General features: G+C 52.2%; 9 protein-coding genes. 2 read left to right on the top strand and 7 right to left on the bottom strand.

Annotation, left to right across the window (positions count from 1 at the left end; genetic code table 11):
* Nucleotides 1-10: 10 nt before the first annotated feature.
* On the bottom strand, nucleotides 11-1441 hold the full coding sequence (locus WHS88_00175; protein ID MEJ5258589.1) for a UDPGP type 1 family protein: 1431 nt from the start codon (nucleotides 1439-1441) through the stop codon (nucleotides 11-13).
* 470 nt (nucleotides 1442-1911) lie between these two features.
* On the opposite strand from WHS88_00175, the gene WHS88_00170 reads away from it, so the two are divergent.
* Nucleotides 1912-2919 (top strand): type II secretion system protein, encoded by a 1008-nt coding sequence (locus WHS88_00170; GenBank protein ID MEJ5258588.1) that lies wholly within the window; start codon nucleotides 1912-1914, stop codon nucleotides 2917-2919.
* A 195-nt stretch (nucleotides 2920-3114) separates the two neighbouring features.
* Here the strand turns inward: WHS88_00170 and WHS88_00165 are convergent, their stop codons facing one another.
* The 4 genes from WHS88_00165 to WHS88_00150 are packed head-to-tail and all read right to left on the bottom strand — an operon-like array spanning nucleotide 3115 to nucleotide 8138.
* Nucleotides 3115-4353 (bottom strand): glycosyltransferase, encoded by a 1239-nt coding sequence (locus tag WHS88_00165; GenBank protein MEJ5258587.1) that lies wholly within the window; start codon nucleotides 4351-4353, stop codon nucleotides 3115-3117.
* A complete protein-coding gene (locus tag WHS88_00160) occupies nucleotides 4343-5326 on the bottom strand; it encodes a glycosyltransferase family 2 protein (GenBank protein ID MEJ5258586.1) in 984 nt (327 codons plus the stop codon). The genes WHS88_00165 and WHS88_00160 overlap by 11 nt, the downstream gene beginning before the upstream one ends.
* On the bottom strand, nucleotides 5323-6555 hold the full coding sequence (locus WHS88_00155; protein ID MEJ5258585.1) for a glycosyltransferase: 1233 nt from the start codon (nucleotides 6553-6555) through the stop codon (nucleotides 5323-5325). Before WHS88_00155 ends, WHS88_00160 begins: the two co-directional genes overlap by 4 nt.
* The gene (locus tag WHS88_00150) at nucleotides 6552-8138 is read right to left on the bottom strand and encodes a PIG-L family deacetylase (protein ID MEJ5258584.1); all 1587 of its coding nucleotides are present in this window, start codon (nucleotides 8136-8138) and stop codon (nucleotides 6552-6554) included. Before WHS88_00150 ends, WHS88_00155 begins: the two co-directional genes overlap by 4 nt.
* Before the next feature lie 213 nt (nucleotides 8139-8351).
* On the opposite strand from WHS88_00150, the gene WHS88_00145 reads away from it, so the two are divergent.
* Entirely contained in the window at nucleotides 8352-9230 is an 879-nt protein-coding gene (locus tag WHS88_00145) for a sulfotransferase (protein ID MEJ5258583.1), read from the top strand.
* A 1-nt stretch (nucleotide 9231) separates the two neighbouring features.
* On the opposite strand, the gene WHS88_00140 is transcribed toward WHS88_00145, so the two are convergent.
* Together WHS88_00140 and WHS88_00135 are read right to left on the bottom strand one after the other, a co-directional pair.
* On the bottom strand, nucleotides 9232-10815 hold the full coding sequence (locus WHS88_00140) for an alkaline phosphatase family protein (protein ID MEJ5258582.1): 1584 nt from the start codon (nucleotides 10813-10815) through the stop codon (nucleotides 9232-9234).
* Nucleotides 10769-12622: an oligosaccharide flippase family protein gene (locus tag WHS88_00135; GenBank protein MEJ5258581.1), complete on the bottom strand. Its 1854-nt coding sequence runs from the start codon at nucleotides 12620-12622 to the stop codon at nucleotides 10769-10771. The genes WHS88_00140 and WHS88_00135 overlap by 47 nt, the downstream gene beginning before the upstream one ends.
* Between the last annotated feature and the right edge of the window lie 76 nt (nucleotides 12623-12698).

Below are 12698 nucleotides of genomic sequence, written 5' to 3'. Positions count from 1 at the left end.
ACGGGGCTGCTTATTCCAAATACACCGTATCTCCCGGCCGGATAGGCGGGACTTTATGAATGTTGGCCTTTACATCCTCCGCCGTTAAAGCAAACGAAGGAGCCATCTCGATCACACAATCCAACCGCCCGTCTGCTGTACGCGGTACTTTTACGCCGGCCTTCTCCAGCCACGCTGCCGCTCGTTCCATCATCATCCGCTCCGTCACCGCCGGACTGTCTTCTCCGGAGGCATTCTTCACAGGAGCAAACTCTTCGCTGCGAATCGTCTGAAGAATCACAGATTTTTCCGACAGCGGCAGTGCATCAAAAATAAAGGTTTCCAATTTAATCCCGCAGGGTTTATCCGGATTCACTTTTTTGCCCGTTGTCAAATCAATGTGGGGTATCTTCTTAACCGCTCGATGCAGCGGCAGAGCAAAATTCCCGTCCGCATTCAGCCGCTCGACAAACTCCCGGCTGAGGATATGAATCGCTATCGAACCCAGCTCAAAGACCAGGGAGCCGTCCGGATTCCTCCGATGGGCCTGCTCATCCGGCAAATCGCTGTATTCAATCACCGTGACCCGGCCGTTTACCAGACAGAAATTGCCCACTTTCTCCAGCGGATGCGCTTTGATAAGGGCCTTCGAGGACATCCCGGCCCCTTCCATCACATGCAGACCGAGGAAAAGCGGGTCAAACAGCTGCACCAGCGGATTGTCAATCTGCCAATAACTTAAATACTCCACACCCCGCTTTTTCATTTCCGCCAGCACTCCGGAGCTGTACAGGGCCTTCAGACTGCCCCCATGCCCATCCGGACTGACGGCAATCGTGTCTTTCTCCGCCAAGAATATCCGACCTTCAAAGTCGAAATTTGGCAGCGTCCCCTGCTGAAACAGAAAGACGGTGTCCTTCCCGAGCCCGAAGTAATTGTTGGCTTCAAATGTGTTGACCGTTTCCTCATGATTGAGCGGGCTGGTCATAATCAGCCACGGCAGGACCGTCCCATATTTCTTTCGCGCCGCGGCTACTGATTCGGCAAAAATGCGGAACAATGTCTTTTTCTTGATAGGAGATACCGGGTAATTCCCTTTCGGCCCGTCATAACCCAGACGCGTGCCCTGCCCGCCGGCGACTACAAAGCCAGCCACCTTCCCTTCTCGAAGCAGTTTTTCCCCAATCTGCCGCGCCTGAGCGTATTTTTTTTCCTGTTCGGGGCTCTGCGGAACGGGCGGATATGACGGTGCCGGCTCAAACTCCGTCGGCACCACCAACGGTTTTTCATTTTTGACCGTCTCCCGTACCCATCGCGGTATATTCCGGACATCCAGCTGCTGGATTTGCTCCAGCAGCCGCCCCCGCTGCTCCGGCGTCAGGTCCCCCCAGAACGTCAGCAAATGCCCCTGTTCAATTTCTTCTAAAAGTCGCCTGGCTTTGTCGATATCTATTGTTTTCATAAAAATTCCTTCAATCATAGATGTCCGAAAACGGCGTATTATAAGAATGGAAGGCCTGTTTTCAAGAAAAGATTGGAACCGGGCTCAAGTGAAATCAAAAAAAATTCGAAAATAAAAAATTTTTTATTGACAATTTTTTCATACGTCCGGTATTATACCTATAGATGGGTAAGTAGGCAGAAAGGTATAATAGTTAACAGCCATCATTTTTTATTATTTGTTGTTATATTTTTCACTCCTTTCTACCTGCCCCCTGAAAAGAAATACACTTTTAGGTTTGGCAGCGTCGGAAAAGCACCCTTTTAACAACTTTCCAATTTCGTGCGCAATCCGGTCTGAAAAAACCGGTAAGATTTGCTCACAGAAAAGTGAAAAAACGTCCCTGCGTAGGGGAAAAACTGCACTTATCGTAAGTGTTTTACCGGATGCGCTCTGTCGAGCAAATCTTCAACAGTTAAGGAGTAAAAACGATGAAAAAGAGAGGTTTTACACTCATTGAGCTCTTGGTGGTCATCGCCATCATTGCGATGCTGCTGGCCATCCTGATGCCCGCTCTCAACAAGGTCAAAAAGATCGCTCAGCGGGTGGTCTGCGGCACCAACCTCAAGGGCCTGGGCAACGCCATGACCGTTTATGCCAACGACTTTCAGGGCCAGTTCCCCTGCCAAGGCGGAGGCGCCCAGCATATTTGGGCAGATAACACGGCAGGTTGGCAGAACCCTCAAAAAGACTGGAGGGCTTCCCCTGGAAACATCACTGTCGGGGCAAGTTTGTATCTCTTGGTCAGACTGGCTGACGTCAGTCCAAAATCCTTTGTCTGTCCGGCCAGTGACCAGAAAGAATTTTCCGGGAAAAATGGCGGAAACTATGACATTGTAGAACTCTGGGATTTTGGTACAATAAACTCTGGTTCAGGCTGGGATGCAGAAGGTGCTCCCCGCTGTGTCAGCTATGCCTACCATCAGCCCTATATGGGAACTGCCAGCACCGGCAGTCCGGGGCGGTTCCGTGCTGATGATACGCGTTCGGCGGCCTTTGCCATTCTGGCGGACAAAAATCCCTGGTATGATCCTAAATTGCCAACCGCAATAGCAGCCTTTACAAGTTTAACAGCTTATACACCGGAAACCGTCGCGCCTATAGCCGGCCATTGGGAGACTTCACCTACCCTGCCTCCCAACGTCAATCTTCGCCAGTGTATTATGGTAGCCAACGCGCAGGCCCATGAACGGGAAGGGCAAAACGTTACCTTTGCGGATGGGCACAATGAATTTGTAAGAACGTCCGACGTGGGTGTTAAGAATGACAACGTGTATACACGCCACAACCCGTCAAACACCGGCACGAATCCATTCCACTGGAGACGCGGGGTCCCGCCGGACGGCGGAAACCCGAACCGTACCGGCACCGATGAAGCACCGATGTCTGGAGAAGATTCATTCCTTGTCAATGACTTCATTGGCGGTTCAGTACGATAAGGAAAAAGTTGACTTAGAAAAAAGCCCCCTTGCAAAAGGGGGCTTTTTTTTCTCAACCCCGAATATACACCTCAATTCGTCTGTTCTTCCAGAAAAAAATCGACCGGCATTATCATCTGACTGACCGAAGACAAACGGCGGTAACAGATAGAATAACCCATCGGTTTCGTTCCGCAGAGATGGCCGAATCGCTCATTAAAGATTCAGAAAAATCTCCTCCAGCTGATGATTCAAACTTCGAATATCATAACCGGCCTCTGCATGACGGCGTCCTTTTTGTCCCATTTCCCGGCAAACTTCCGGATGTTCAAGTAAAAATTGAATCTTCTCCGCCAGCGCCCGGCTGTCCCGCTCCGGAACCAAAAAACCTGTTTGGCCGTCCAAGACCGTCTCCGGAAAAGCTCCATGCCGTGTAGCAATTACCGCCAGCGCATAGGCCTGTGCCTCCACGAGTACCACCCCCTGTCCCTCCTGATTGCCGTCCGAATCCGTCACGCTCGGATGCAGAAAAATATGACACATCCGATACAGCCGGTCCAGTTCTTCATCCGAAACCCATCCTAAAATCCGAATCTTTTCTCCAAATCCGCTGCGGTCAATCTGCTCCTGCAAAGCAGACCGAAGCGGGCCGTCCCCGACAATCCAATATTCCAGATTCGGATACCGCTTCATTACTTCAGCAACCGCCTCAATCGCATAAGCCCTGCCTTTCATCTCCACCAGACGGCCGACACTTAAAATCCGAACCGGTTCTTCGGCGGAAAACCGTTTCTCCTCGAACGGGATTTTTTCAACCTCGACCCCCATCGGCAGTTTGACCATCCTTTCATCCGGCGCCCCCAAGGCCAAGAGATGCTGTCTGGTGCTTTCACTATTGTAGGTAAACAGGTCCCCCTCCTCCAGCAGCTGCCGATACACCTGCGGCCCGAATTTCTGCACATAGGCCGTCACATCAAACCCGTGAAACGTCGTCACCGCCCGCCTGCAGATTCCCGCCTTTCGCAAAAACAGTGCCGCCTCCCCCATCGGTCCAAAATGTCCATGAGCGATATCATACCGGCGTCCCAGGCAGCACAACCCATAATAAAAACACACATAATCAAACCCACGCTGCCTCCCTAAATTCGCCTTTAGAACGCGGAACAAATCCAGAGGATGCCGAGCGAGATTCAGCAGAATCAGCCCCGCCGTTTTCAGCCGGCATTTCCACTTCCCCGCCGGAACCGTCGGCAAATACCGCGTTCGGTTCAGCAACCCATACTGCTCAATCTCCGCATGGAGAACCGGGCTTTCTTCCGGTCGCTGAGCCACAATCTCCACCTGATGCCCCCGCTCGAGCATCCCGACAATCTGACGAAGCACAAACCGCTCCGACATCGACGGGAAAATCCGGACCAGATAAACAATCCGCAGCGGCCGCCACTCAGATGCCATTTGAATGGCCTTTCCGAAGACGATTTTTCATTTTAAAATACCAATCAATCACCGGAGGCATCATTCGCGGAAAGCGGCACCGAAGCCACGCCTCTGCCCGAAGCCGTACTGGAAGAAAACGCCTGAAATGTTTTGTCATCTTCAGCACCTGCGCATTCGGTTCCTCCGCCAGAAGGTCCCGAATCCACTTCTGCAGCAAGGCGGCGGCACAAATCTCGAATGCTTTCCGTTTCCCGAAACGTGCTGACAAGTCCAGATGACGCAGCAGAAAGGCCGTCTTTTCTTCCGCCATCCGCCAATGCCGCTGGGTAATCCCCTCTGCTCGACCGAAATAATGAATCGCCAGCGGTTCCGGACTGTACCCGACCCCCGGATACTGATAGGCCAGACGCAGCGCCACATCCGGGTCATGATTGAGAATCTGACCCGGCAGAAACATCCCGACCTGCATCAAGGCATCCCTGCGAATCAGCATGGTTATCGTATGAACCGGAATATCCTGAGCATAGGCCTCCAAAAAATCCGGAAAATAATCCCCCTGCCCCAGCAGCTTTCGGGCGGTTTCTCGGTCATGGGCTTCCTGACAGCTCCCATCCGGCTTGCGAACATGATAATTCCCGTATGCCCAAACCAGATGCGGATTTCTTTCCAGCAAAGAATGCTGCACCTCTAATTTTTTCGGCAGCCACTCATCATCGGCATCCAGCAGGGCAATCCAGTTTCCCTGTGCCTGTTCAATCGCGCAATTTCTCGCCTCATTGGCCCCACGATGCTCCTGAAACAGGTATCGAACACGACCCCCGTACTGCTGCACCTTCTCCGCCGTGCGGTCTGTCGAGCCGTCATCGACCACAATAATCTCCTCCGGCGGCCGCGTCTGATGCAGGACGCTTTCAATCGCCCGCTCAATCGTGGCTTCCGCGTTATAAGCCGGGATCACAACACTGACTGAAAAGGATTGATTTTGACTCATCTTTCCTGTCGTCGGCAATTTTGCAGAATTTCTGAATAGATTCTGATGAGTTTGTCATTCAAAACATCCACATCGTATCGCTCCTCCACATACTTTCGTCCCTCCCGCCCCATTTGTATTCTTCTTTGCGGGTCTTTCAGCAGTTCGGCCATGGCCCTGGCCGCCGCTTCCGCATCGCCGGCAGGCACCAGAATCGCCGACCGCCCCGGCAGCACCGCTTCCGGAATCCCGTCTACATTTGTCGCCACAATCGGGACTTCCATTGCCTGTGCCTCCAGCAGCACCACTCCCAGTCCTTCATGAACGCTCATCAGAAGAAACAGGTCCGCCTGACGAAGCTGCTCCACTACACCGCTCTGATTTAGAGCTCCGAGAAAAATAATTTGTTCATGGAGCCCTGTCTGTTCGGCCAACTGCTTCAGCGGTTTCTCGAGAGGACCGTCTCCGACAATTCTGTATTCCAGAGGCAGGTCCGGAAGCAGCGTTTTCAAATGCGCAACCGCACGGATGGCACAATCCACCCCTTTATCTTCATGAAGCCGGCTGATCGTTAAAATTCTCGCCGGCGTTTCGGAAGACCTGGGAGTTCTTCCGCAAAACCGAAATCGTTTCAAACAAATCCCAACCGGATGAACCATGGTTTTCTGCGGAACAGCCCCCTGGTTGAGCAATGCACAACGCGTATGCTCTGAATTAGTCAAAATTAAGTCGGCAATTCGGAACAGCTCTTTATAATACCCCGGACCTCCTTCTTTTCCCAGATGAATATCGTGTCCATGAAACATTGTTAAAAACGCCGAAGTCGGCACGATTTGTTTGAGCGGAAGAAACTGATTGCCGTTATGCCCATAATGCACATGAATCACATCCGGGTGAAACGACAAAATCGGCAGGGAATGAAAGAAGAGAAGATAGGAAAAGGGCTCCTTGCGGCACAGGAGAAAACGAAGCACTCGAAACAGAACCGCCGGATGGGTAAACAAAAACCGCAGCAGCCAGCCGACCGCCTTCAGACGGCAGGCCCATTTGGACGTCGGAACCGCCGGCAGATACACCGTCCGTTTCAGAAGTCTATATTCAGTCACCTCCGGATGAAACACTTTCTCTTCGGGGTGAAACCGGCTGAAAATCCGCACCGTATGCCCCCGTTTCAGCAGCCCCGTTATCTGGTTGAGGATAAACGTCTCAGAGAGCTTCGGAAATGTACTAACAATCACGGCGATTTTCATCCGGCCGGCTCCTTTGTGGTTTTCTCCAACGACTTCCCTGCAGGCTTAATAGACAGATACTCCCCGGGGCTGAGCAGAAGAAATGATTCAACAAAACCCGGTGTCCCCGTATAACACCAGGAGCTGTACGCATGTCTCCACAGGCAGGAATCCATATAATCGACCGGTTTCATCCCGGTCTGGTAGAAAAATAAAAGACGCTCCTTGCGGTCCATGAAGCTGTCGATGGGCAGATAAACATTCGCCGGCAGCAATTCATCAACTTCATACTGAATCACAGCGCCCGCACTCTGATATCCAAGAATGCGCCTCAGAGAGTCCTGAAGCAGATGATTGCAGGTTTGATGATCCGGATGGGGGTCATTGATAAACGGAACCAGAATCCATTCCGGTTTCACATTTTCCAGCAAGGCACAGAGCTTCTGTGTGTATTCCGGGGCGGGCCGAAGTTCCTTTTCCGGAATCCCCCACAGACAGCATTCCGCCCCCATGGCCTCGGCCGCCTGCTGTGCCTCATCCAGCCGGATTCGATTTCGGTAGGCCTTCGGTTTAGTCCGCAGGGAATGACACTGGGAACCGTCTGTCAGATGAACAACGACGACACGATGCCCCCTTTCCGTCAAATTTAAAATCAGTCCGCCGCAGCCAATCACCTCATCATCCGGATGAGGCGAAAGAACCAAAATGTTCGTACGGCTCTCGGGAATCCTCAGCAAAACCGGCCTTTCCTTCCCATACTGCGGATACGTCTGCTGCCATTGTCTCCGCTCCCGGAGAGTCCGGCTGTAGTGTTTCTCAAAAAGAACTGAAAAATCAGAGCGAATGCAGATTCGCTCTCGAAAAAATTCCGTCCTGCTTTTGGGCTTGACGGCATGATAAAAAATCGGCGTTTTTTGCGTCAGTAATATCCATCGATTGAACCATTTCTGAAGAAAACCAACACGGCCCTCCTTATCGGGAAAACGCTGTACGGCCGCCTTGAAAGGCTCAACCCGGCGGATTTCAAGACCCAAAAAAGAAAACCAGGCCTTTACACGGTACCACGGATAAGGAACCGCCGGAAAACAGGCCTTTTTCGCCTGATGAAAATCAGCCGTGCAGGAATCCGCCGCATCGTAGGGCTGACGAAACGGACCCGTTTGTGTCTTCCAATCCTCTTTCGGGGGCCATGAACCCCATCGAACCGGCGTATTTTTTACCAGCATCAGAATATGCCCCCCCGGCTTCAGCAGAAAAAACAGCTTCTGCAGACCCCAGCGGGGCCAGGTGCAGTACTCCAGCCAATCCAGAACCAGAATGAAATCATAACATGCCGGAGCCGTCGGCAATTCATCCTCAAGGTCCAGCCGGACCGCCTCATCCGGTGATTGGACGGCATTCCGACCGAAAAAAACGCTTCCGGGCGTGAGAATCTCCACCCGCGGCTCGGCCGGAAACTCCTCCCGCCAGGGCGACAAATCCAGGCAGCTTACAAAAAGAACCTTCATCCCCGGGGAAAGCGGCAATGTATGAAGATACGAAAGCAAAAAGCGAATTTGTTCGTGTTCCTCACTTTTCGCAGACGTGTTTTCGTTGTGCCTCATCGAATCCTGGCAACTCCTTCACATTCGGTCTTTCCCGCTTTATTGAATCCCGGCGATTCCAACAAAGGTCTTTTCACTCCAAAAACGTATGCTATCCGAACCATAGAAAAAACGCAAGAACACCAAGGGTGAATATTGAACCCGGCGTCCGGTTTTTGTTATAATCCTTTCGATGCCTTCAGACGGCAAATTCCGGGACACGCAAAAAGGAACATGGAGCTGCTGAGCGCTTTGCCCATAGAAATCCGGCAAAAAGTCAATCGGATTCTGAACAAAATAGAATCCAGAACCCCCGTCTGCATCCGAAATCTCGGAGCCAGACTGCATCCGGACACCATCTTCATCTGCGGCAACTACAAGACCGGCTCATCGGCCATCGCCGCTCTGCTGGCTATCGCAACACGCCAAAAGAGAACCATCGATTTGTTCTGGCGAACTCCCGGAACCATTCCATTCAAGCTGCTCCGGAAAGAACTGCCGCTGGAGTGGTACATCCAGCGATACCGCTATCTGTTTTCCAGAAAAATTGTCAAAGAACCGGACCTGATTTTCTATATGGACCAACTGACGGTCCTGTTTCCCCAGGCCCGTTATGTCTTTCTTCTGCGGGACCCGCGCGACAACATCCGCAGCATCCTGAGTTTTTTGAAACTGCCCGGCAACGCCGAAGACCTGACGGCTGAGCAGATTCAGCAAACCCCCGGCAGCGTCTGGAAACTGGCTCTGGACGGCACCCTGTTCGGCACGAAAGGAAACAACTATATTGCAACCCAGGCCCTTCGCTGGAACCGCATCCTCGAGATTTATGAACAATACAAAGACCGAATGCTCCTGCTGAAATACGAAACCTTCCTCCAGGACAAAATCCAGGCCATCCGAGACCTTGCCTCCCGACTCGGCCTTCCGGTCAAACGCGACATTCGGCCCTATCTGAACCGCCAATATCAGCCGAAGGGCAATTATGAAACCGACTGGCTGAGCTTTTACGGCCCCGAAAATCTGTCTCTCATCGAAACCCTCTGCCGGGGAAAAATGCTCCAATACGGCTATCCGCTGTCTGCAGTTTCGCCTCAAGATACAGCAAGGATTTAATCTACTCGATATACCCAAGGTCCCGAAGACGCTTTTCAATCTGCGCCGCCTCCTCGTCGGAATAAACCCCTTCTTCCCGAACCGCAGGATTTGGTGGTTGAGAGCCGGCGGTCCTTGCCGAGTCCTCCAGTCCGCAAAACAGCTCCGTCAAAACCCGTCCCTCCATCTCCGCCGGAACCGCTGTTCCCAGCAACGCCAGTATCGTCGGAGCCAAATCAATCAGACGGACTCCCTGCAATGATATCCCTTGTTTGACTGAATCGCCAAAAACCGCCAATATTCCTTCGGGATGATGCATCCCGATATGAAAATCACGGCCGAGCTGAACGGGCCGAAAGAGCTCTTTCTGGGAAGCCGCATAATCTCCGGTAAACGAATAGCCGTCAATCGGCTGCAGGACCCAGTCCGGCATCCGGTCCGCATACTTCCCCCGATACAGCTCTTCCCGTCGCCAGATGTGCCGGACTACTTTTTGGCCTGTCTCCGGGTCGCTCAGCGAGTCAAGACTTCTTCTCAATTCCTCTTCAGTTCGAAGGCGGGCAGACTGATTCTCTTCCAGAAAATAAAGAAAGCCGTCATTGCCCTGACTGAAGGAAAACACACGGCTCCTCTCCCAGTCAAAATCCGGTCGGGAGGGAATCCTCCTGCCTGTCAAACAGCTCATCCAATTCTTCATCCGAGCAGAAAAATCCGGCTGTTTCACCCGCAGGAACCCTTTTTCAACCAAGAAATACCCCAGGTGAACTCTTTTTCTGTGCGTCTGAAATCCATGATCCGAAAGCACGAACGTCACGGTCGGACCGATAGAACGCTTCTGAAAAAGCTCCAGGGTATGCTGAATTTCTTCATCAAGTTTCCGATAGAACCGCTCAAAAGCAAGCCGGCAGACCGCTTCGTTGTAATCCGGATGGTCGGGACTCAAAAATCCCCAAAGGCCGTGCTGGACGACATCACTGGCCTGAAAATGAACCATAAAAACATCAAAGGGCTCCTGCTCGAGCAAAAAACGAGCTGCTTTTCCGCGTTTGTCCACGGCATCCGACATCATTGACAAAAACAGCTCCGGGTTCTTTTGAACCTCCCGAAACGGCATATCGTCCAGATTAAAAATATGATACCCGGGCACTGCCTTCAGCAGCTCCGATTTCAAAGAAGGCGGATAGGTCCATTCCGAATCCATCGAAGGGGTCAGAAGTCCGCAAACCACCATTCCCGGAATCGGACGGGGCGGATAGGTCATGGGAACATTCAGAAGCCCAACACGCCTGCCGGCCCGACCGGCAATCTCCCAAATTGTTTCTTCCAGCGAGGCGGCGCTGGCACATCGGGTCTGCCGAGAAGCCCGATCCCACCAGGCAAAATCAAAAACTCCATTCGCTCCCGGATTCCTGCCGGTTTGAAAAGCCCCCCAGGCGGCAGGCGTTTTCGGCGGAATTGTTGACAAAAGATTCCCCCAGGACCCCTGTTCCCGCAAGGCCTTCAAACACGGCATCGCGCCTGCGTCTATGGCCCGATTCAGAAGAGACCAGCACCCGCCGTCAATCCCGATCAGCAAAACCCTTCTGGAACCCGTCGAAGTGGACATAATGCACTGCGGCCCTTTTCAAAAAAAGAATCTGTTCGTGAAAAAATTGATAAAACTGTCTCTCGGACAGAGCATCCGCCAGCCAGAGGCATCCGGCAAAACAAACCGTCGAACCCAATCCAACCGCCGCCAATCGGATGCCGGACGGGTCGTTTCCGAACAGGACCGTCAGCAAAGCCCCGCCCGCGAACATCCCGATTAAACCCGCCGATGGAACCCACAGGGCTCTCAAAAGACGCCCGCTCGAGCATTGAAGCAGCTGAGCCAAAAGCCAAAGAACAGGAATCTGCACAAAAACTGCACTCAGCAGCACCGCCATTCCTGTCCCGGTAAAACCGTACATTCGGGTCAGCGGATAAATCAGGGCCGCCATTAAAATTAACTTGACTGCCTGCGTCCAGCCCTGATACGACGGTTTGCCCCGACTTAAGAAAACAGACCCCGAAGTCGCCCCCAAAGGCCGAACACAGCCCCACAGCGACAACACCCGAATACACGGGATAATCGGCCTCCACTTTTCACCGAGCAAAAGAAGCACAATATCCTCTGCACACAGAAAAATCAGCCCCGAAAACCAGAAGGTCGCCGCCGCCGCCACAGAAACCATCTTGAAATAAGCCTGCTGAAGCCGCACCGGGTCATCCTGAAGTTTCGAATACGCCGGAAAAGCCACCTGAAGGAGAACATTGGTAATTTCCGTCGTCGGCAGATTGGAAATCTTGTAGGCCATCCCGTAAAAGCCCAGCGCCGCAACCCCCAGCATCTTCCCGACAACCAAATCATCCCCATGCGACAGAAGAAAGCCGAGTATTCCGGATAAAGTAATCCATTTGCCGAATGTCCACAGCGGTTTGAGCTTTTCCAAATCCAGCTCGAACTGCGGGCGGTACGGATAAACCCAGTATCCCAAAAGCAGCCGGCAGAGAACATCCGCCGCCTGGCCGCCCAGCAGAGCCCAGACGCTTCGGGTCCAAATGGCCAAACAGATTGCCGACAGACTGGAGGCCAGCGAAGCCGTGCTTTGAAGCCAAAACAATCTCGAAAATCGAAGTTCTTTCTGGAAAAAAAGCAGACAGATATTTTCAAAAGTCCCGACAAACAGCAGAATTCCAAATACTCGAATCAGCCAAATCACCTCAGGACGGTCAACAATTTTCCGCTGAAAAAAAGACGGATATGCGTCCTCCAGCAGCAGGCGGTTGACTCGATAGAGCCCCTCTGCCTCCAGCTGCTTGCCAAAGAAACTCCGTGCATAAGATGACCAGTGAATGGAAGAGGCCTCCGCGGCCGCGCGCAAATCACTCGTACGGCATATCTCCGTCAAAATCTGTGCCGCTGTCCGCGAATCCAAATCCAAAGTCCCGATGCGGCTTGCCAAATCCTCATCCAGCGGAGTTCGCCCCTCCCGGATGGTTTTAAGAAACCCCTTCGGCTCCAGAATCTCCTTTTCCGACCATTCCCATCGCCCCTCAAAGAAACTCACCCACCCCGGAGCCGCCGCCCAAAGAATTAAACAAAGAATCAGCCCCCGAAGAATCCCGAATGTCCAAACAGAATTCAAATAGGGATGAATTGACTCCTTTTTCTGGATTAAAGACGAATGAAAACCCGGCTGGGTAAATGTATTGAAAATTTCCGTCAGCAGCATAACCAGCCCGAAACTGCCGAAGTCCCTCGGATGAAGAAAGCGGGCCAGAACAATCCATTTCAAATAACCAAGCAGCTGCTGAAAGAGCCGACCGGAAAAAAGCCAAAATGTTCCCTTGACCGTTCTTTTATATAAATCTGGATGGGCTTTTAATTCCATCTACCAAAACCTGTTTTCTTTCGGATTTTGAGGGTCATTGTATTTGCTCCTTCCCTGAATAACAAGCCAAAAGAAA

The sequence above is a fragment of the Anaerohalosphaeraceae bacterium genome (assembly GCA_037479115.1).
Classification (GTDB): domain Bacteria; phylum Planctomycetota; class Phycisphaerae; order Sedimentisphaerales; family Anaerohalosphaeraceae; genus JAHDQI01.
This window is presented reverse-complemented; position numbering and strand designations above follow the sequence as displayed.